19 protein-coding genes and 1 pseudogene are annotated in these 19,013 nt (G+C 73.0%); 9 read left to right on the plus strand and 11 right to left on the minus strand.

Annotated elements, in window-relative coordinates; genetic code table 11:
* Positions 1-39 precede the first annotated feature (39 nt).
* The 3 genes and pseudogenes from I003_RS0121760 (at position 40) to I003_RS32845 (ending at position 1,655) form a co-directional block, all read left to right on the plus strand.
* On the plus strand, positions 40-309 hold the full coding sequence (locus tag I003_RS0121760) for a hypothetical protein (RefSeq protein ID WP_027773443.1): 270 nt from the start codon (positions 40-42) through the stop codon (positions 307-309).
* Positions 302-937, plus strand: coding sequence for a DUF6879 family protein (locus tag I003_RS0121765; RefSeq protein WP_027773444.1), 636 nt, complete (start codon positions 302-304; stop codon positions 935-937). The genes I003_RS0121760 and I003_RS0121765 overlap by 8 nt, the downstream gene beginning before the upstream one ends.
* Positions 938-1,091: 154 nt before the next feature.
* Positions 1,092-1,655: pseudogene (locus I003_RS32845) on the plus strand (dihydrofolate reductase family protein).
* Here the strand turns inward: I003_RS32845 and I003_RS0121775 are convergent.
* The 5 genes from I003_RS0121775 to I003_RS0121795 all read right to left on the minus strand — a co-directional run bounded on the left by I003_RS0121775 (position 1,652) and on the right by I003_RS0121795 (position 7,036).
* On the minus strand, positions 1,652-2,128 hold the full coding sequence (locus I003_RS0121775; protein ID WP_027773445.1) for an NUDIX domain-containing protein: 477 nt from the start codon (positions 2,126-2,128) through the stop codon (positions 1,652-1,654). The pseudogene I003_RS32845 and the gene I003_RS0121775 sit on opposite strands and share 4 nt — an antisense overlap.
* Positions 2,129-2,185: 57 nt before the next feature.
* Positions 2,186-3,319 (minus strand): tRNA dihydrouridine synthase DusB, encoded by a 1,134-nt coding sequence (gene dusB, locus I003_RS0121780; RefSeq protein ID WP_027773446.1) that lies wholly within the window; start codon positions 3,317-3,319, stop codon positions 2,186-2,188.
* Between the two features lie 80 nt (positions 3,320-3,399).
* Positions 3,400-3,759: a hypothetical protein gene (locus tag I003_RS32850; protein ID WP_486584327.1), complete on the minus strand. Its 360-nt coding sequence runs from the start codon at positions 3,757-3,759 to the stop codon at positions 3,400-3,402.
* Entirely contained in the window at positions 3,743-5,560 is a 1,818-nt protein-coding gene (locus I003_RS0121790) for a protein kinase domain-containing protein (protein ID WP_486584328.1), read from the minus strand. The genes I003_RS32850 and I003_RS0121790 overlap by 17 nt, the downstream gene beginning before the upstream one ends.
* 330 nt (positions 5,561-5,890) lie before the next feature.
* Entirely contained in the window at positions 5,891-7,036 is a 1,146-nt protein-coding gene (locus I003_RS0121795; protein WP_037721397.1) for an MBL fold metallo-hydrolase, read from the minus strand.
* 121 nt (positions 7,037-7,157) lie between these two features.
* Here I003_RS0121795 and I003_RS0121800 point away from each other — a divergent pair, with 121 nt between their 5' ends.
* Entirely contained in the window at positions 7,158-8,195 is a 1,038-nt protein-coding gene (locus I003_RS0121800) for an aldo/keto reductase (RefSeq protein WP_027773449.1), read from the plus strand.
* Between the two features lie 182 nt (positions 8,196-8,377).
* The gene (locus tag I003_RS0121805) at positions 8,378-9,097 is read left to right on the plus strand and encodes a TetR family transcriptional regulator (RefSeq protein WP_027773450.1); all 720 of its coding nucleotides are present in this window, start codon (positions 8,378-8,380) and stop codon (positions 9,095-9,097) included.
* On the opposite strand, the gene I003_RS0121810 is transcribed toward I003_RS0121805, so the two are convergent.
* Both I003_RS0121810 and I003_RS0121815 read right to left on the minus strand, forming a co-directional pair.
* Entirely contained in the window at positions 9,086-9,322 is a 237-nt protein-coding gene (locus I003_RS0121810; RefSeq protein WP_027773451.1) for a hypothetical protein, read from the minus strand. The two genes, I003_RS0121805 and I003_RS0121810, sit on opposite strands and share 12 nt — an antisense overlap.
* A gap of 176 nt (positions 9,323-9,498) precedes the next feature.
* Entirely contained in the window at positions 9,499-10,881 is a 1,383-nt protein-coding gene (locus I003_RS0121815; RefSeq protein WP_027773452.1) for a glycine--tRNA ligase, read from the minus strand.
* A gap of 197 nt (positions 10,882-11,078) precedes the next feature.
* Here I003_RS0121815 and I003_RS0121820 point away from each other — a divergent pair, with 197 nt between their 5' ends.
* The 4 genes from I003_RS0121820 to I003_RS0121835 all read left to right on the plus strand — a co-directional run bounded on the left by I003_RS0121820 (position 11,079) and on the right by I003_RS0121835 (position 14,294).
* The gene (locus I003_RS0121820; protein WP_199784336.1) at positions 11,079-12,077 is read left to right on the plus strand and encodes a metal ABC transporter solute-binding protein, Zn/Mn family; all 999 of its coding nucleotides are present in this window, start codon (positions 11,079-11,081) and stop codon (positions 12,075-12,077) included.
* 26 nt (positions 12,078-12,103) lie between these two features.
* Complete coding sequence (locus I003_RS0121825; RefSeq protein ID WP_027773454.1) at positions 12,104-12,877, plus strand: ATP-binding cassette domain-containing protein; 774 nt, start codon at positions 12,104-12,106, stop codon at positions 12,875-12,877.
* A complete protein-coding gene (locus tag I003_RS0121830) occupies positions 12,877-13,776 on the plus strand; it encodes a metal ABC transporter permease (protein WP_486584334.1) in 900 nt (299 codons plus the stop codon). Before I003_RS0121825 ends, I003_RS0121830 begins: the two co-directional genes overlap by 1 nt.
* Positions 13,777-13,874: 98 nt before the next feature.
* Positions 13,875-14,294 carry a Fur family transcriptional regulator gene (locus tag I003_RS0121835; RefSeq protein WP_027773456.1) on the plus strand — a complete coding sequence of 140 codons (420 nt, stop codon included), beginning with the start codon at positions 13,875-13,877 and terminating at the stop codon, positions 14,292-14,294.
* A gap of 110 nt (positions 14,295-14,404) precedes the next feature.
* Here I003_RS0121835 and I003_RS0121840 read toward each other — a convergent pair whose 3' ends face one another.
* The 4 genes from I003_RS0121840 to I003_RS0121855 form a co-directional block, all read right to left on the minus strand.
* Entirely contained in the window at positions 14,405-15,244 is an 840-nt protein-coding gene (locus I003_RS0121840; protein ID WP_027773457.1) for an isoprenyl transferase, read from the minus strand.
* Between the two features lie 121 nt (positions 15,245-15,365).
* Positions 15,366-16,112, minus strand: a complete 747-nt coding sequence (recO, locus tag I003_RS0121845; RefSeq protein WP_027773458.1) for a DNA repair protein RecO — start codon at positions 16,110-16,112, stop codon at positions 15,366-15,368.
* Positions 16,113-16,212: 100 nt separating this feature from the next.
* A complete protein-coding gene (locus I003_RS32855) occupies positions 16,213-18,126 on the minus strand; it encodes an exo-alpha-sialidase (protein WP_486584329.1) in 1,914 nt (637 codons plus the stop codon).
* Between the two features lie 176 nt (positions 18,127-18,302).
* Complete coding sequence (locus I003_RS0121855; RefSeq protein WP_027773459.1) at positions 18,303-18,995, minus strand: FadR/GntR family transcriptional regulator; 693 nt, start codon at positions 18,993-18,995, stop codon at positions 18,303-18,305.
* Positions 18,996-19,013: the final 18 nt, after the last annotated feature.

A 19,013-nucleotide genomic window follows, 5' to 3' on the forward strand; every position in this document is an offset into this window, starting at 1 on the left:
TCCCTTCGCTCGACTCCGGTACAGCGAGGGGAGATCGTCATGGCCAGGCCGTGGGAAGCCGATCCGGGGACGACGTTCAAACGACGTCTGGGGAAATCGCCGCAGGAGTTAGGTCATACGACCGACAGTCCTGACTGCCCCGACATCTGGGAACTCGAGAACGGCGACATCGTCGTCATCGGCCGCGACCTCACGGGGGCACTGGGCCGAAAGCTGCCGTCGGGCGTCTCCGTCGGTGCGGACGAGCGCCTCGTCGTCATCCCCAGGAACATGCTGATCGCCGCGAAACAGGACATCCCGAGTGTTTGACTCCTTCCCCTCCGGCGTCTCGGAACGCCTGGACCGGCCCACGTACCACGCTGACTTTCGCCGGGTCTTCGCCAGCGGAATCCGTCACATGAACAAGCTCGAACGCGGACAGAACTTCAAAGAGCGCGGATTCGCCAGTTGGGAAGCGTTCGCGGCAGGTGAATGGGACCGTGCGCTCTCCCTCGCCGACGAAAGACGCGACTCCTATGCGCAGCAGTTCCAGCAGGCCGCCCAGCTCGGGATTGCGCAGCGCCGCCTTCGTGTAGTGGAGTTTCCGGTGACCCCGTACGTGCAGTGGGAGTTTCACGTCCTGCGCGTACGCGTGGAACTGGGAGACCCGATCCGAGTGCTGGACGCTCGTGAGATCTCGGACATCGAAAAGGACCGTCCCGTTCCCGAAGTGGTCATTCTCGGCGACGTCGCCATGTACGAGGTTCTCTATGACGACGACGGGAATGCGAGGGGGTCCCACCGCTTCACCGACCGTGCCCTGATCGAGGAGACCTCGGCCGGGTTCGACGCACTGTACGAACGCGGTGAGGACTTCCACGGGTTCTTCGGCAGGGAGATCGCCCCTCTCGCCCCGCCCGCAGTCGCCTACGGAGACGGCGGGCTCTCCACGCGGTAGCGGCCGCGGAGGACTTCCGGACCCTCAGGGGCGGGGCTTGGCGGGCTGGGGGCGGGCGGTCGGCTGGCGGCGGAGGGTGAGGGCCGGGGGGCGATGAGTTTCGGGGGGGGGCGCCGGTCTTACCGTCGTCGGACCCCAGCCAGGAGGACTTCCCATGCGCAGCGTGACCTACTCGATGGCCGCTTCACTCGACGGCTTCGTCACCGACCCGGACGGCAGTTTCCAGTAAACGGTGCCGAGTAAGGAGGTCTTCCGGTTCTCCATCGAGGAGATCCGTGGCGTCGGCGTCTATGTCATGGGGCGGCGGCTGTACGAGACGATGCTGTACTGGGAGACCGCCGTGCAGGACCCGTCGCTGCGCGACGCCGAGCGGGAGTGGGCCGGGCTGTGGAACCCCCTGCCGAAGGTGGTGTTCTCCCGTACGCTCACCGCGGTCGAGGGCAACGCACGCCTGGCCTCCGGCGGTCTGGCCGAGGAGATCGGGCGGCTGCGGGAGGAGCCGGGTGAGGGCGACATCGCGATCGGCGGCGCGGTGCTCGCCGCCGAGGCGGCGGAGCTCGGGCTGATCGACGAGTACCGGGCCAGGGTGTGCCCGGTGCTGCTCGGCGGCGGCGCTCCGTACTTCGCCCGGAACGAGCGCCGGGTGGACCTCGAACTCGTCGAGACCCGCACCTTCGCCTCGGGAGTCGTCTTCCTCCGGCACCGCGTGGTGCGCTAGCCGTCCGCGGCCGTGGCCCAGGGGCCGTCCGGAGCGAGTTCGGTGAGGACGGCCCTCAGGTGCGGGGGTTCCAGCGGGTCCGGGAGGGCGGGGATCCCGGACCAGGAGACCCATGCGTGGCCGGTGAGGGTGACCTGCTCGTCCGGGAGGAGGCCCGTGCGGCGCAGCGGAGGGCGCTCGGCGGGGTAGCGGGCGAGGAAGAAGTGCTCGGTGCCCACGAAGTGGGTGCCCTTCCAGTGGAAGTCCCGTGCGACGGGCACGCCGCGGTCCTGGACCGCGGCGGGGTCGAGGCCGGTCTCCTCGGCGAGTTCGCGGCGGGCGGCGGCGAGCGGGGTTTCGTCCGGCTCCACGCCGCCGCCGGGCGGCTCCCAGATCAGCGCGCCGTCGAAGGGGTCGCGCCAGCGCAGCAGCAGCACGCGCTCGGCGGCGTCGAGACAGATGACCCGCGCGGCGGGCCGGTGCGTCGTGTCCACCGCTCCGAGGCTAGCCGCGGGGGTGCGGGCAGAAAGCACCGGGGGTGGCGGGCTCCCTCAGCCGCCCGACGTGTCCAGTTCCGCGTCCGCGTCCACCCGCGGGCGCTCGTACGGGTCCGCCAGCCAGCCCTCCGGCAGCACCACCTTGTTCCGGCCCGCCGTGCGCCCCCGCGGGCCGTCGGCACCCGGCGGCCACGGCTGGTCCAGGTCCAGGGTGCCCAGCAGGTCGTCCAGCTCCGCGAGGGAGCCGACCATCGCCATCCGGTGGCGCACTTCCCTGCCGACCGCGAAACCCTTCGTGTACCACGGCACGTGCTTGCGGAAGTCGATGACGCCCCGCCGCTCGTCGCCGAGCCACTGCCCCAGCAGCTCCGCGTGCCGCCGCATCACGCCCGCGACCTCCTTCAGCGCGGGGCGCGCGTACGACGCCTCCGGCTCCGGACCGAACGCCGCCACCAGGTCGCCGAAGAGCCACGGCCGCCCCAGGCAGCCGCGCCCGACCACCACCCCGTCGCAGCCCGTCTCGCGCACCATCCGCAGCGCGTCGTCCGCCGACCAGATGTCCCCGTTGCCCAGCACCGGGATCTCCGGCACGTGCTCCTTCAGCCGCGCGATCGCGTCCCAGTCCGCGGTGCCGCCGTAGTGCTGGGCCGCCGTGCGGCCGTGCAGCGCGATGGCCGTGACGCCCTCCTCGACGGCGATCCGGCCGGCGTCCAGGTACGTCAGGTGGTCGTCGTCGATGCCCTTGCGCATCTTCATCGTCACCGGCAGGTCACCCGCGCCGGCCACCGCCTCGCGGAGGAGGGCCCGCAGCAGGTTCCGCTTGTACGGCAGCGCCGAGCCGCCGCCCTTGCGGGTCACCTTGGGGACGGGGCAGCCGAAGTTGAGGTCGATGTGGTCGGCGAGGTCCTCGTCGGCGATCATGCGGGCCGCGCGGCCGGTGTACACCGGGTCCACGCCGTAGAGCTGGATCGACCGCGGCTTCTCCGTGCCGTCGAAGTGCACGAGCCGCATCGTCTTCGCGTCCCGCTCGACCAGCGCCCGCGTCGTGATCATCTCGCTGACGAAGAGGCCCCGGCCGCCGGAGAACTCGCGGCACAGCGTGCGAAACGGCGCGTTCGTGATCCCCGCCATGGGCGCGAGCACCACGGGCGGGGAGACGGTGTGCGGGCCGATCTGCAGCTCGGACATGCGGCGGATTACCTCGTTGCGTACGGGGACGGACCGTCCATTGTCCCTCACCCCGGGCGCGGTCGCGCACCGCTGCGCCCTCAGCGGTCCTCGTCGCGGCGGACCCGGACCGCCAGCGTCAGCTCGTCCATGTCCTGCGCCGCCGCCGCGAGCCGGCCCACGTCGGAGCTGACGGCGCGGACCAGCACGTCCACGCCGTGCGGCTCGGAGCGGAAGGCGTAGTTCAGGGAGCAGCCGAGGGTGCCGTCGTCCGAGTCGGTGAAGTAACGCATGGCGCGCAGCCCGTTGCCCAGGTGCGGGTGGCGGAACAGCTCCACGATCGGCGCCTCCACCGCCTCGTCGTCCATCGACCGCACCAGCTCCCGCAGCCGGTCGTTGCGGTCGCCGGCGCCACCGCCGGTCAGCCGGTTCCCGGGCGCGGCGTCAGCTCCGCAGCGCACCCCAGGTGTCGGGGCCCACCTGACCGTCGACGGCCAGCCCCTTCGCGGACTGGAACGTCTTGACCGCCGCCTCCGTGCTCGGACCGAACATGCCGTCGACACCGCCGTCGCCGAGGTCGTAGCCGCGGGCGCGGAGGATGCACTGGACCTGGACCACGCGCTCGCCGGTGTCGCCGCTCTGGGTGAGGGCGGTGCCCGAGTAGTACGTGCACGACTTCCACGGCTCCGCGGGCGGCGCCGACGTCGTGGCCGGGGTCGTCGGCTTCGCCGACGTGGCGTCGGGGCGGGTGGGCTCCGGGGTGGCGCGGGCGCTCCCGCCGGGGCTCCCGGCCGGCTGCGAGGTGCCCGCGACGGTGGGGCTCGGGGACGACGCGGCGCTCTCCTCGCCGTCGTCCTTCTCCTTCGACGGCTTCACGCTGCCCGGCTGTCCGCTCTGCCCGGCCGGGGCGCTCGCACTCCGGTCCGCCCCGCGCGCGTTCGCCTCGTCGCCGTCGCCGTCGCCCACCCACCCCGGCACGGTGAACGCCAGCGCCGCCACGGCCGCCACCGCGACCGCGGCACCGGCAAGCATCAGCGGGCGGGGGCGCCGCGACGGAGGGCGGGCGGACGGAGTCCCGGCGGGGCCGGGAGAGCCCTGCGCATACGGGGTGAACGCCCCCTGCGGCGTGGCCTGTCCCGGGGGCGCTCCCGGCGGCCGTCCGCCCGGCCCGTACGGGCCCGCCGCCCCCGGTGCTCCCGGTCCGGCCGCACCGGCCGCGCCACCGGGGCCGCCCGCGGGGCCCGGCGCGAGCCCCGCCGCCGCGTTCAGCGCCTCCGGCGGCATCGACGGCGTGTGCGACTCCGGCGCCGGACCGAACCCGCCCGCCCCCGTGCCCGCACCGGCCGCCGCCCCCGCGGCAGCCGCGCCCGGGCCCGCGCCGCCCAGCCGCATCGTCTCCGCCGCGTCCGGCGGCGGCTCGCCCGCCGCCACCGCCGCCAGCAGCCGCCCGGCGCGCAGCACGTCCGCGCGGCGCCCCGGGTCCTTGTCCATCAACTCCCGCAGCGCGCCTGCCAGCGGGCCCGCACGCCGCGGCTCCGGCAGCGGATCCACCACGATCGCGCTGATCGTCGACCACGTCGACGACCGGCGGAAGGGCGAGATGCCTTCCACCGCCGCGTACAGCGTCGCGCCCAGCGACCACACGTCCGACGGCGGCCCCGGCAGGTCACCGCGGGCCCGCTCGGGCGACAGATAGTCGATGGAGCCAACCATCTCGCCGGGGGCCGTCAGCCGCGTCGTACCGTCGTCGCCCGGGTCGTCCATCGCGGCGATGCCGAAGTCGGTGAGGACGACGCGGCCCCCGCGGGCCAGCAGGATGTTCGCGGGCTTGACGTCCCGGTGCAGAATCCCCGCGCGGTGCGCCGCGGCCAGCGCGTCGACGACCTTCGCGCCGATCCCGGCGGCCTCCGCGGGGTCCAGCACGCCCCGTTCACGAATCACGTCATCCAGCGACGGCCCGTCGACCAGCTCCATCACGATCAGCGGCCGGCCCTCGTGCTCCGTGACGTCGTGCACGGCGATCACGCCCGGGTGGCCGACCCGGGCCGCGGCCCGCGCCTCCCGCTGCATCCGCAGTCGCAGCTCCGCCGGGTCGTGCGCCACGCCCTCCCCGAACGCGCGCAGTTCCTTCACCGCGACCTCGCGGACCAGGACTTCGTCCACGGCACGCCACACCGTGCCCATGCCGCCCCGCCCGAGCCGCCCCACCACGCGATACCGCCCGGCGAGCCGCCGGCCGACCCCCGCTTCGCTCTCCCCCACAGCCGCCCTCTGCCGTTCGCCGCACGCACCGTGTCCGATGCGCACGCTCTGTCCGTGCCTCAAGGGCAGCCTAACGGGCCCCGGTGACAAGGGAGTCGCATCCGCCCACGGTGCAGGGCACCCACGGCGGGGGCGCAGGCGGGGCGGTGCCCCGGCGCGCGGGCACACGCGCCGGGCGTGCGCCCATGCTCCGGCAAACGCGGCCCGACCCGCCTCCGGCGACCGCCGCCCCGTGGCACCGCGAAGGCGGGCCCGCGGGCCCACGGAGTGCGCTCCCCCGGGCGCAGGCCCGCGGGCCCGCCGGCGTACGCCGTGCCGGCGCCGGCGCCGCTACTGCTCCGTGGCCGGGCTCGGCTTCGCCGGGGCCCGCCGGCCGCCGCTTCCCCCCGGCTGCGGGCTGCGCTCGGGGGCGGCGATCTCCTGCCACCACGGCCTCGTCGGCAGCGTCCGCGCCGACGGCTCGAAGGGCTCGCCCGGCCGGGGGATCGCGGCGCGCACGCCGCCTGCCGCCGCCGCGGCGGCGGTGCGCTCCGCGGGCTCCTCCCAGCGGTGCGGGGCGAGGTTGAACGTGCCCCAGTGGATGGGCAGCAGCACCCCGCCGCGCAGGTCGAGATGGGCCTGGACGCCTTCTTCCGGGGTCATGTGGATGTCCGGCCAGAAGTCGCTGTACGCGCCGATCTGCACCATCGCCGCGTCGAACGGGCCGTGTCCGGCGCCGATGTCGGCGAAGCCGGGGAAGTAGCCGGTATCGCCGCTGTGGAACACCCGGTGCTCCGGGCCGCGCACGGCCCAGGAGGCCCACAGCGTGCGCTGCTTGTTGCGGATGCCGCGACCGCAGAAGTGGCGGGCGGGCGTCGCGGTGAGGGTCAGGCCGGCGACCTCGGCCGACTCGTGCCAGTCCAGCTCGGCGATGCGGTCCTGCGGCACGCCCCAGCGCTCCAGGTGGGCCCCGACGCCGAGCGGCACGGCGAAGAGCACGTCGGGGGCGACCGCCCTGCGGAGCTCGCGGACGGTCCCCATGTCGAGGTGGTCGTAGTGGTCGTGGGAGATGACGACCGCGTCGAGCGGGCCGAGTTCGCCGATCGGCAGCGGTACGCGGTGGAAGCGGCGCGGGCCCGCGAAGGAGAACGGCGAACAGCGCTCGCCGAAGACCGGGTCGAAGAGGACCCGCCGGCCGTCGATCTCGGCGAGCACGGTGGCGTGGCCCAGCCAGGTCAGGCGCAGCCCGTCGGCCGGCGGGGCGGACAGGTCCGGGCGCTGCACGGGGACGGCTCCCGCGGGTCTGCGGCCGTCGCGGCGGAGCAGGGCGCGGATCATCTCGCCGCGGGAGCCGCCGCCGGGCTGCGGGCTGATGGCGGCGGGGACCGGGTTGCGGAACGCGCCGGCCTCCGGGTCGTAGTTCGGCGAGTGGAGAATCCGCGTCAGCCGGGCTCCCGCCGGCTCGGCACCGAAGGACGCGGGACGAACTCGACGCATGGCTACTCCTTGGTCTCGGACTGTGAGGTGAACGGCGGCGGGGACGGCGGTGTTCCGCCGCGCGGGATTATTGTGCTGACAGATTTTGACATCTGTCATTCGTCATTCCATACTTGTCGCCATGACTACCCTTCCGACCCGCCCTCTCGGCACCTCCGGCCCCCGCGTCTCCGCCCTCGGCCTCGGCTGCATGGGCATGTCCGCGCTCTACGGGCCCGCGGACCGCACGGAATCCATCGCCACCATCCACGCCGCCCTCGACGCCGGCGTGACGCTCCTCGACACCGGCGACTTCTACGCCATGGGCCACAACGAACTGCTCATCCGCGAGGCCCTCGACACCCGCCCCGGCAGCCGCGACCAGGCCGTCGTCAGTGTGAAGTTCGGCGCTCTGCGCGACCCGGACGGCGGCTTCCTCGGCGTCGACGGCCGTCCCGCCGCCGTGAAGAACTTCGCCGCGTACTCGCTGCAGCGCCTCGGCACCGACCACATCGACGTCTACCGGCTCGCCCGGCTCGACCCCGACGTCCCCGTCGAGGAGACCGTCGGCGCCGTGCAGGAGCTGATCGACGCCGGCCACGTGCGGCACATCGGGCTCTCCGAGGTCGGCGCGGAGACCCTGCGCCGGGCCGCGGCCACGGCACCGATCACCGATCTGCAGATCGAGTACTCGCTGATCTCCCGCGGCATCGAGGACGAGATCCTGCCCGTCTGCCGTGAGCTGGGCATCTCCGTCACCGCGTACGGGGTGCTCTCCCGCGGTCTGATCAGCGGGCACATGACCCGTGAGCGTGTCCGGGAGCTGAGCGCGCAGGACTTCCGGGCGCACAGCCCGCGGTTCGCCGCCGGCAACATCGACCGGAACCTGGCGCTGGTCGACGCCCTGCGGCAGGTGGCCGACGGCAAGGGTGTGACGGTCGCGCAGATCGCCATCGCCTGGGTGCTCGGCCGCGGCGAGGAGATCGTGCCGCTCGTGGGCGCGCGGACCCGCGACCGGCTGGCCGAGTCCCTCGGCGCCCTGGACGTCAAGCTGGACGCGGCGGATCTGGCCGCGATCGAAGAGGCGGTGCCGGCCGGCGCGGCGGCGGGCGAGCGGTACGCGCCGGAGCAGATGGCGACGCTGGACAGCGAGAGGTCGGACGGGAAGTCCGCGGCGTAAAGGGGGACGACGGCGGGTGCGCGGCCCGGCCCGCGCACCCGCCGGTACCGCGCCACCCGCCCGGGCCGCCCGTTCAGGCCGGGCCGTCCCCGACGGGTGGCCGTGTCGTTGCAGGCGGGGCCTGGGAAGCTGGTAGGAGAGCCGACGCCAGTCGGGAGAGCCCGAAGAGCCGGAGAGCGCCGATGCCGCCCGAGACCCTGACCTCCGAGCACATCCTCGAAGCCACGGAGGAGGTGCTGCGCCGCTACGGTCCGGCGAAGGCCACGGTGGTGGACGTGGCGCGGGTGCTGGGTGTCAGCCACGGTTCGGTGTACCGGCATTTTCCGAGCAAGGCGGCGCTGCACGCGGCGGTGGCGGCGCGGTGGCTGGACCGGACGTCGGCGGTGCTGGAGGGGATCACGGCGGCGGAGGGGCCCGCGGACGTGCGGTTGCGGCGGTGGCTGGCCGAGCTGTTCGACGCCAAGCGGCACAAGGCGCATGACGATCCGGAGATGTTCGCGGCGTACATGGACCTGATAGGCGACGGCGCCCGGGCGGCCCGCGCAGGTACGGCCGCGGGAGCGGCGTCCGGCTCGGAAGCGGACGCGGCAGCCGGTTCCGCGACGGTGGCCGGGGTGGTGGCGCGGCACATCGCGGAGCTGACGGGGCAGTTGACGCTGATCCTGGAGGACGGGGTGCGCCAGGGGGTGCTGTCGGTGCCGCCCGCGGTGGCGGCGGGGGATGCGGAGGAAGCGGCGGTGGCGCACGCCGCACGGCGCTCGGTGGAGGGGCTGGCGCGGGCGGTGTTCGACGCGACGCGCAGGTTCCACGATCCGGCGTTCGCGCCGGGCTGGCAGACGCCGGGGGTGGAGCGGGAGTTCGCGTTGCTGGTGGACGTGGTGGTGCGGGGGCTACGCCCCTGAGGCGGGCGCCGTTCCGGAGTCGCTGCGCCCGGTGCCGCCGGCGGCCCGGTGTGCTTCCGCGAGGTGCTCTTCGGCCTTGAGCCGGGGCAGGAACTGGGCCGCTCTGTTCCAGTCACAGCTTTCGCACTGCAGTGTGCGCCGGGCGCCGGCGCCGGTGACGTGAACGGTGTGCTCGCGGCCGTCGGGGTCGGTGGCGGTGACCCGGCTGGTGGCCCTCGCGTGCATGACGCCTCCTGCTGCTTCTGCCTCGTGCCGTGCGTGGCTCCTTCTGGCCTGGCGGTGGGGCACAGTGTGCAGCAAGGTGCGCGCCTGCCGCAGCCCGCTGCGCGTATTGCGTGCGGTCTTCGTTACACGGCGACGGCGCCCCCGGCCGGGGGCGCCGTCGTGGTGGAGCGGGTCGGTCAGCAGCCGATGAGGCGCCCGGCGAGGTAGGTCTCGACCTGGTCGAGGGAGACGCGCTCCTGCTTCATGGTGTCGCGTTCGCGGACGGTGACGGCGTTGTCGTCGAGGGTGTCGAAGTCGACGGTGATGCAGTAGGGGGTGCCGATCTCGTCCTGGCGGCGGTAGCGGCGGCCGATGGCGCCGGCGTCGTCGAACTCGATGTTCCAGTGGCCGCGCAGATCGGCGGCGAGTCCCTTGGCCTTGGGGGAGAGTTCGGGGTTGCGGGAGAGGGGGAGCACCGCGGCCTTGACGGGGGCGAGGCGGGGGTCCAGGCGCATGACGGTGCGCTTTTCCATCTTGCCCTTGGCGTTGGGCGCTTCGTCCTCGACGTAGGCGTCGAGCATGAAGGCGAGCATGGCGCGGCCGACGCCGGCGGCGGGCTCGATGACGTAGGGGGTCCAGCGCTCGCCGGCCTCCTGGTCGAAGAAGGAGAGGTCCTGGCCGGAGGCCGCGGAGTGGGCCTTGAGGTCGAAGTCGGTGCGGTTGGCGATGCCTTCGAGTTCGCCCCACTGGCTGCCGGCGAAGTCGAAGCGGTACTCGATGTCGACGGTGCGCTTGGAGTAGTGGGAGAGCTTGTCCTTGGGGTGCTCGAACCAGCGGAGGTTGCTCTCCTGCATGCCGAGGCCGGTGTACCAGTTCCAGCGCTGCTGGAGCCAGTACTCGTGCCAGGTCTCGTCCTCGCCCGGCTTGACGAAGAACTCCATCTCCATCTGCTCGAACTCGCGGGTGCGGAAGATGAAGTTGCCGGGGGTGATCTCGTTGCGGAAGGACTTGCCGGTCTGGGCGATGCCGAAGGGGGGCTTCTTCCGGGACGAGGTCTGGACCTGCATGAAGTTGGTGAAGATGCCCTGGGCCGTTTCGGGGCGCAGGAAGGTCTCCGAGCCGGCGTCCTGGGTGGGGCCGAGGTGGGTGGAGAGCAGGCCGGAGAACTGCTTGGGCTCGGTGAAGCCGCCCTTGTTGCCGCAGTGGGGGCAGTTGATGTCGGCGAGGCCGCCGGCCGGCGGGTGGCCGTGCTTGGCCTCGTAGGCCTCTTCGAGGTGGTCGGCGCGGAAGCGCTTGTGGCAGGAGGTGCACTCGGTGAGCGGGTCGGTGAAGGTGGCGACGTGGCCGGACGCTTCCCAGACCTCGCGGGCGAGGATGACGGAGGAGTCGAGGCCGACGACGTCGTCGCGGGAGGTGACCATGGTGCGCCACCACTGGCGCTTGATGTTCTCCTTGAGCTCTACGCCGAGAGGGCCGTAGTCCCAGGCGGCGCGCTGGCCACCGTAGATCTCGCTGCACGGATAGACGAAGCCACGGCGCTTGCTCAGGCTGACGATGGTGTCGATCTTGTCGGCGGCCACGGTGCTCTCTTCATTACGACGACGAAGCGGTGCTCCAGGTTACCGGCGGCGGTGCCCCTGGTTTCAAATCGGGGGGCGGGCGGGGCGGGAGGCGGGCCGGCGGGCTCGCCCCGGGGTGGCACGGGGGCGGGTACCGGGTCACCGGAGGGCCGGCACCCGGACATATATTTTGACAATCGTTTCCATCTTTGATGAAAATGAGTGTCATGAAAGCTTCCCGCCGGTCGATATCCGGTCTCACCCCCATCGCCGCGGCGGCGCTGTCCGCGGCCGCGGCGCTCACCCTGTCCGCCTGCGGCGACGGGGCTTCGGGCACCACGACGGAGGACGGCAGGCTGCGGGTGACCGCGTCGTTCTACCCGATGCAGTTCCTGGCCGAGGAGATCGGCGGGGCGAACGCGGAGGTCTCCACGCTGACGAAGCCGGGGACGGAACCGCACGACCTGGAGCTGAGCCCGCGGCAGACGGGGGAGCTGGCGGACGCGGGACTGATCGTCTACCTGAAGGACATGCAGCCGGCGGTCGACGAGGCCATCGAGCAGTCGGGTGCGGAGCACGTCGTGGAGGCGTCGGAGTTCACGTCGCTGGAGAAGCACGGCGCGGAGGGGGCCGACGGGCACGCACAGGAGGAGGCGGACGGGGGCCACGAGGGGCACGACCACGGCGGCGAGGACGGGCCGGATCCGCATCTCTGGCTGGACCCGGTGCGTTACGCGGAGGTCGCCGAGGGCGTCGGCGAGGCCATGGCCGAGGCGGACCCGGACCACGCCGCCGCGTACGAGAAGAACGCCGCGAAGCTGGCGGAGCGGCTGCGCACGCTGGACCGGGAGTTCGCCGCGGGGCTGGAGAACAGGCGGACGGACACCTTCATCACCACGCACGCCGCCTTCGGCTACATCGCCGACCGCTACGGCCTGGTGCAGGAGTCGATCAAGGGGCTGAGCCCGGAGTCGGAGCCGAGCGCCGCGCGGATGCAGCAGTTGCAGGACATCGCGGAGGACGACGGGGTGACGACGGTGTTCTTCGAGACGCTGGTCAGCGACAAAACGGCCCGCACTCTCGCGGGTGACCTGGGCCTTCGCACGGACGTGCTCGACCCGATCGAGGGCGTGACGGACGAGTCGAAGGGTGACGACTACTTCTCGGTCATGGAGGCGAACCTCGGGGCGCTCCAGCGGGCACTGGGGGCGAAGTGAGCGGGGTCTCGGCCGAGGGAGCGGGCGTGGCGGAGCCGGTGGTGAGTCTGCGCGGCGCGCACGCGGCGCTGGGCGGGCGCGCGGTCCTGGGCGGCGTGGATCTGACGGTGGGCCGCGGTGAAGTGGTGGCGCTGCTGGGGGCGAACGGTTCGGGCAAGTCGACGACGGTACGGGCCGTGGTGGGCCGCGTGCCGCTCACCTCGGGTGAGCTGGAGCTGTTCGGAACGCCGCTGGGGCGTTTTCGCCAGTGGCACCGGATCGGGTACGTGCCGCAGCGGTCGACCGCCGCGTCCGGGGTGCCGGCGTCGGTGCGGGAGGTCGTGGCGTCGGGGCGCCTGTCGCGGTCGCGGTTGCTGCCGCTGGGGCGGGCGGACCGGGCGGCGGTGGAACGGGCCCTTGCGGTGGTGGGGCTGGCGGACCGGGCCGGGGAGTCGGTGAACCGCCTGTCCGGCGGACAGCATCAGCGCGTGCTGATCGCGCGGGCGCTGGTGGCCGAGCCGGAGTTGCTGATCATGGACGAGCCGCTGGGCGGGGTGGATCTGCCGAGCCAGCGGATTCTGGCGGAGGCGCTGGCCGGGCAGGTCGAGGGCGGTGCGTCGGTGCTGGTGGTCCTGCATGAGCTGGGGCCGATGCAGCCGCTGATCGACCGCACGGTCGTGCTCGGCGACGGCCTGGTGGCGCGGGAGTACGGGCGCGGGCAGACCGACGAGGCGGCACGGGTGCACGATCTGGCGTGCCATCCGCACCCGGGCGGGGCGGGCGAACCGGCCGCGACGGACCGGACGGGGCTGCTGACATGATGCTGGAGTTCCTGGAGCCGCCGTTCATGCAGCGGGCCCTGCTGGCGGCACTGCTGGTGGGGATCGCGGCGCCCGCGGTGGGCATCTACCTGGTGCAGCGCCGGCAGGCGATCATGGGTGACGGCATCGGGCACGTGGCGCTGACCGGCGTGGCGCTGGGTTTCCTGCTGAACACGAGCCCGGTGTGGACGGCGGTGCTGGTGGCGGCGGCGGGCGCGGTGGCGATGGAGCTGATCCGCTCGTACGGGCACACGCGCGGTGATCTGGCGCTGGCGATGCTGTTCTACGGCGGCATGGCCGGGGGTGTGCTGCTGATCAATCTGGCGCCGAACGGTTCGACGGCGAATCTGACCACCTATTTGTTCGGGTCGGTGACGACGGTGTCGGACTCCGACGTGGTGGCGATCGTGTGGCTGTCGGTGTTCGTGCTGCTGGTGACGCTGGGACTGCGGCGGCAGTTCTTCGCGATCTGCCAGGACGAGGAGTTCGCGAAGGTCATGGGGCTGCCGGTGCGGTCGCTGAACCTGCTGCTGGCGGTGACGGCGGCGGTGACGGTCACGGTGGCGATGCGGGTGGTCGGGCTGCTGCTGGTCAGCGCGCTGATGGTGATCCCCGTGGCGGCGGCGCAGCAGGCGACCCGCGCGTTCGCCGCGACGCTGGCGGCGGCGGTGGCGATGGGGGTGGTGACGACGCTGTCGGGAACCGTGTTCTCGTACTACGTGGACGTGCCGCCGGGCGCGACGATCGTGCTCTTCGCTCTGGGGTTGTTCTTGCTGGTCACGGCGCTGGCGGTGCCGTTGGCGCGGCTGCGGTCGCGCCCGGCCGCCGCCGCGGGCGCCGGATCCGGGGGACCGCAGGCCGCGGGGGCCGGTGAACGGGTGGGCGGTGAGGCGCGGTGAGGACGGCTCTCGCGGCTGTGTCCGATTCCCGGGGTGCTGCTGGCACAATGGCCGCTCGTGGGGCGGACAGCGCTTCGAGCGAGCAGCAGGAGGCAAGGGTGACGACCGCAGGTCCCCCGGTACGCGGCCGGTCGACGCGTCAGCGCGCGGCGGTGGCCGCGGCGCTCGCGGAGGTCGACGAGTTCCGCAGCGCCCAGGAGCTGCACGACATGCTGCGGCATCGTGGCGAGTCGGTGGGGCTGACGACGGTGTACCGGACGCTGCAGTCGCTGGCTGACGCGGGCGATGTCGACGTGCTGCGGACGACCGAGGGCGAGGCGGTGTACCGCCGGTGCAGCACCGGTGAGCACCACCATCACCTGGTGTGCCGGGTGTGCGGCAAGGCGGTGGAGGTCGACGGTCCTGCGGTGGAGCGCTGGGCGGAGTCGATCGCCTCGGAGCACGGCTTCGTGGACGTGGCGCACACGGTGGAGGTCTTCGGCACCTGCGCGGACTGCGCCGCGGCGCAGCGGGACTGAAGCGGGGCGGTACGGGCCGGGGGCGCCGTGTGCGCGGCGGCCCGCCGGGCGAGGGCGCACCCGCCGCGGGAGGCGTCCGGCCCTTCGTCCGCGCCCGGCCGCGGCCCCTGTCAGCTCGTGTGCGTGTCGTGGTCGAGGTCGTTGGGGAGGGCGCCGCCGAAGCGGCGGTCGCGCGAGGCGTACTCGACGCAGGCGCGCCACAGGTCGCGGCGGTCGAAGTCCGGCCACAGGATGTCCTGGAAGACCATCTCGGCGTAGACGCTCTGCCAGATGAGGTAGTTGGAGGTGCGTCGCTCGCCGGAGGGCCGGATGAACAGGTCCACGTCCGGCATGTCCGGGTGGTAGAGATACCTGGCGAAGGTGCGCTCGCTGACCTTCTTGGGGTCGAGACGGCCGGCGGCGACGTCGCGGGCGATGCCGGCGGCGGCGTCGGCGATCTCGGCGCGTCCTCCGTAGTTGACGCACATGTAGAGGGTCATGGCGTCGTTGCCGCGGGTCTGCTCCTCGGCGACCTGGAGTTCCTGGACGACGCTCTTCCACAGTTTGGGCATGCGGCCGGCCCAGCGGATGCGTACGCCCATGGCGTCGAGTTCGCTGCGGCGGCGGTGGATGACGTCGCGGTTGAAGTTCATGAGGAAGCGCACCTCGTCGGGTGAGCGCTTCCAGTTCTCGGTGGAGAAGGCGTACACGGAGAGGTTCTTCACCCCGATTTCGAGGCAGCCCCTGACGACGTCGAGGACGACGGCTTCGCCGACCTTGTGGCCCTCGGTGCGCGGCAGGCCGCGTTCCTTGGCCCAGCGGCCGTTGCCGTCCATGACGATCGCGACGTGCCCCGGGACCAGCTCGCCCGGCAGCTTCGGCGCGCGGGCGCCGGAGGGGTGCGGCTCGGGGGCCTGGTAGGAGCGGCGGTGCCGCGTCAGGGAGGTGCCGCGGATCCCTCGTCGTGCCATGTGCCGTGCTCTCCCGTTCCTCGGCGTGGGCCGTGTCGTTCCCGTCCGTTTTCGTCTGCTGCCCGGCTTCTGCCCGCATACGGCCCGTCTCATGACGGGCCGTATGTCCTTCTCCGGCCGGCTACCTTTCGACGTGGCGCAGCGAGCGCAGGCCCCGCTCCAGGTGCCAGTGCAGATAGGCGGCGACGAGGCCGCTGCCTTCCTTGGTGTGGTGTGCCCCACAGCGGTCGGCGGTGTGCCAGTCGCCGGTCAGGAGCGCGCCGAGCAGCGCGAGTACCTCGGGTGACGGTACGACGCTACCGGGCACGCGGCAATCGCCGCACAGCACTCCCCCCGCGTTGACGGAGAAGAACCGGTGGGGTCCCTCCAGGCCGCAGCGTGCGCAGTCGCCGAAGCTGGGGGCGTAGCCGTTGACCGCGAGGGAGCGCAGCAGGTAGGCGTCGAGGACGAGCTGGGGGGCGTGGGCGCCGCCGGCGAGCGTGCGCAGGGCGCCGACGAGCAGCAGGTACTGCTGGGTGGCGGGTTCGCCTTCCTGGTCGGTGAAGCGCTCCGCGGTCTCCAGCATGGCGGTGCCGGCGGTGTAGCGGGGGTAGTCGCCGGCGATGGCGGCGCCGTAGGGGGCGATCGTCTCCGTCTGGGTGCACATGGGCAGACCGCGGCCGACGAGGTCGCTGCCGCGGGCGAAGAACTGGACGTCGACGTGGCTGAAGGGTTCGAGGCGGGCGCCGAACTTCGACTTGGTGCGCCGTACGCCGCGGGCGACCGCGCGGACACGGCCGTGGCCGCGGGTGAGCAGGGAGATGATCCGGTCCGCCTCGCCCAGTTTCTGGGTGCGCAGCACGATGCCGTCGTCGCGGAACAGGGTCATGGGCCCATTCTTGCCTACGCCGCCGGTGTCGCGCCCGGCGCGGGGCGGACGGGGGCCGGCCCGGGACGTGGCTGCCCGGGCCGGCCGGTCGCGGGGGGTGCTACCGCCCCTCGACGGTGTCGAGGGGCAGGCGGAGCCGCTGGCCCCTGGGGATGGCGGCGTTGTCCTTGCGGAGGGCGGTGAGTTCGCCGGCGTTCAGGGCGCGGCCGTAGACGCGCATGTCGTCGAGGTAGCCGTGGAAACGGTTGGCACCGTCGAGGCGCTGGCCGATGTCGATGCCGCCGATGCCGAACTCCTTGCCGGCGGTGGGTGAGCCGGGCGGGGCGTCGACGGCGTAGGAGGTGCCGTCGACGCTGAGGGTGAGTCTGCCGCCGGCGCGCTTCAGGCTCACGAAGTGGAAGGCGTTGTCGTTGTACGCGCCGGTGGTCTGGACGCTGACGGCGGCCTGTTCCATCTGCATGCGGGCGATGATGCGGTTCTGTTCGGGTTCGGCGCGCAGCCAGACGGAAGGGGCGTTGCTGCCGACCCCGTAGGCCCACATGATCGCGTGGGCGCCGTTGGTGCGGCCGTACTTGAACCATCCGGTCCAGGTGAAGTCGCCGTCGCCGACGTCGAGGGAGTCGTTCCAGGGCACCTCGACGCGGGCGTCGACGTGATCGTCGGCGTTGTCGAGGAAGAGGGACTGACCGAAGCGGCCGGGCCGCAGGTGGGAGCTGCCGCGGACGTAGGCGGTGTTGTCGCTGCGGGAGACGTCGGGGGTGGTCGCTCCCGGGTCGGGCGCCGGGGCCTGCGGCGGGTCGTCGTTGGGCTGGTCGAGGAAGGCGTCGTTGAAGCGGGCCCAGCGGATCGTCTCGTACGGGCTTGCCGTGCCGGCTTCGTAGAGGAGGCCGACGCGGTCCTCGCCGAGTCCGACCATGTCGGAGTAGGCGGTGGGGCCCCAGTGGATGACGCGGCCCTGCTGCCAGGGCTCCCAGGTGGCGCCGTCGTCGCGGGAGGCGCGTACCGCCATGACCTTGCGGTCGGCCGGGTGGGCGGGCAGGGAGGCGAGCACCTGGTCGCCGTGGCGGAGGGTGGCGCCCTGCACGACGGGGCTGACGAGATCCGGCGTGATCGCGAAGGGCGCGTCGAAGCCGGTGCCCCCGTCGCTGCTGACGGCGGCGGCGCGGTTGCCGGGGTCGGTGCCGCGTTCGTCGCGGGCGGCGGCGTACACGGAGCCGTCCCGGCGTTCGAAGAGGCTGAGTTCCTGGGGCTTGACGTCGGGCGGCTGGGTGGCGCGGGTGTCGTCGGCGCCGAGCTGCCAGGTCAGGCCCCCGTCGTCGCTGTAGACGAGGTGGGCGCCCTGGCGGCCGTCGAGGCCCTGGTGGTTGCCGCCGACGAGGAGGCGGCCGGCGTGCTCGCCGGTGGTGAGCTGGAGGCCGTGGCCGGGGCCGGTGGCGTACCAGCGGTCCCAGGCGGGCCTGGACAGCTCGCCGGCCATGTTGCGGGCGGCGCTCCAGGTGCGGCCGTTGTCGGTGGAGTGCTGGAGGTAGGGGGTGCGGACGGTGTCGTCGTCGCCCGGGTTGTGGGTGCTGAGCAGGGAGATGCGGCCGGTGTCGCGGTCGACGACGGGGGCGGGGTTGCCGCGGGTGTCGCCGTCGCCGGCGAGGACGACCTGCGGGGCGGTCCAGGTGGCGCCGTTGTCGGTGGAGCGGCGCAGCACGATGTCGATGTCGCCTTTGTCGCCGCAACTGTCGACGCGGCCTTCGGCGAAGGCCAGCAGGGTGCCGTCGGCGGCTTCGACGACGGCGGGGATGCGGTAGCAGAAGTAGCCGCCGGTGCCGCCCTGGAAGAGGACTTCCTGGCTGAACTCCGGTGCCGCCGCGGCTTTCCCGGGGTGCTGTGCGCTGGCGTGGGGGGCGAGTGCGGTCAGGCCGGCGCCGAGGACCGCGGCGCACGCCGCGAGCGCGGTGGCGCGGCGGGGGCGGGGGTTTCTTCGCCGCGTGCGGCCTGGGGCAGGTGCGAGGCGTGGCTGCATGGTGCGTCTCGCTTTCGTCGCGATACGTCGGGCAGACGGGGTGGCGTGAGCTGGATAGCCCATGTCCTACGTAGGACGTGGGATGTCCATCGCGTAACGTAGAGGCCGCCCTCCGTGCGGTCAAGGGTTCCGTCGGCAGCTACCTGCGGTTCACCTGGGGCTCATGCGTGCGCCGCTCACCCGACGCCGCGCATCGCCTTCCCCGCGCGCGCCTCGATGCCGCGGAAGTGGGTGGTCATCGCGGCCCGTACGTGCTCGCGGTCGCGGGCCCGCAGGGCGGCGACGATCTCCTTGTGCCGGCGGGCGGTGCCCAGGGGCGAGGGGTCGTCGGCCCAGCCGCGGGCGCCGGCGACGCGGTGGAAGACGTTCCAGAACGCGCCGAGGAGCTGCGGGACCAGGGTGTTGCCCGTCGAGCGGTAGAGGACCTCGTGGAACTCGCGGTCCTCCTCGGGGAAGACCTCACCCTGCCCGGCACGGGCCTCCATGCGCGCGACGATGGTGTCCAGCGCGTCGAGGTCGGCGTCGGGGATGCTCTCCACCACTCGGCTGACCAGGCCCTCTTCGAGTATCTCGCGGACCTGGAGGATCTCGGTGAGGGCGTGGGCGTCGTCGCCGCCGAGCTGCAGCAGGGTGCGGAACGTCAGCCCGTCGGCCAGCGGCGTCAGCGACGCCTCGCCGACATAGGTGCCGTAGCCGTGGCGGATCTCGACGATGTCGAGGGCCTGCAGCGCCTTGAGCGCCTCGCGCACCGAGTTGCGGCTCACCCCCAGGTCGTCCATCAGCTCGGTCTCGGTGGGCAGCACCGCGCCGGGGCGCAGCCCCCGGTCGAGGATGAGCTGCATGATCTCGCGCTGGATCTGGCCGCCCATGCGCTTCCTGCGGTCCGA

It is taken from the genome of Streptomyces sp. CNQ329 (genome assembly GCF_000482585.1).

What these genes read in the sequence shown, in the direction of transcription:
- I003_RS0121810 (WP_027773451.1), bottom strand. Translation starts at nt 9,322, where the DNA reads ATGCACGCGAGGGCCACCAGCCGGGTCACCGCCACCGACCCCGACGGC.
- I003_RS0121805 (WP_027773450.1), top strand. Translation starts at nt 8,378, where the DNA reads ATGCCGCCCGAGACCCTGACCTCCGAGCACATCCTCGAAGCCACGGAG.
- I003_RS0121840 (WP_027773457.1), bottom strand. Translation starts at nt 15,244, where the DNA reads ATGGCACGACGAGGGATCCGCGGCACCTCCCTGACGCGGCACCGCCGC.
- I003_RS0121830 (WP_486584334.1), top strand. Translation starts at nt 12,877, where the DNA reads ATGCTGGAGTTCCTGGAGCCGCCGTTCATGCAGCGGGCCCTGCTGGCG.
- I003_RS0121820 (WP_199784336.1), top strand. Translation starts at nt 11,079, where the DNA reads ATGAGTGTCATGAAAGCTTCCCGCCGGTCGATATCCGGTCTCACCCCC.
- dusB (WP_027773446.1), bottom strand. Translation starts at nt 3,319, where the DNA reads ATGTCCGAGCTGCAGATCGGCCCGCACACCGTCTCCCCGCCCGTGGTG.
- I003_RS0121800 (WP_027773449.1), top strand. Translation starts at nt 7,158, where the DNA reads ATGACTACCCTTCCGACCCGCCCTCTCGGCACCTCCGGCCCCCGCGTC.
- recO (WP_027773458.1), bottom strand. Translation starts at nt 16,112, where the DNA reads ATGACCCTGTTCCGCGACGACGGCATCGTGCTGCGCACCCAGAAACTG.
- I003_RS0121855 (WP_027773459.1), bottom strand. Translation starts at nt 18,995, where the DNA reads ATGGGCGGCCAGATCCAGCGCGAGATCATGCAGCTCATCCTCGACCGG.
- I003_RS0121795 (WP_037721397.1), bottom strand. Translation starts at nt 7,036, where the DNA reads ATGCGTCGAGTTCGTCCCGCGTCCTTCGGTGCCGAGCCGGCGGGAGCC.
- I003_RS0121760 (WP_027773443.1), top strand. Translation starts at nt 40, where the DNA reads ATGGCCAGGCCGTGGGAAGCCGATCCGGGGACGACGTTCAAACGACGT.
- I003_RS32855 (WP_486584329.1), bottom strand. Translation starts at nt 18,126, where the DNA reads ATGCAGCCACGCCTCGCACCTGCCCCAGGCCGCACGCGGCGAAGAAAC.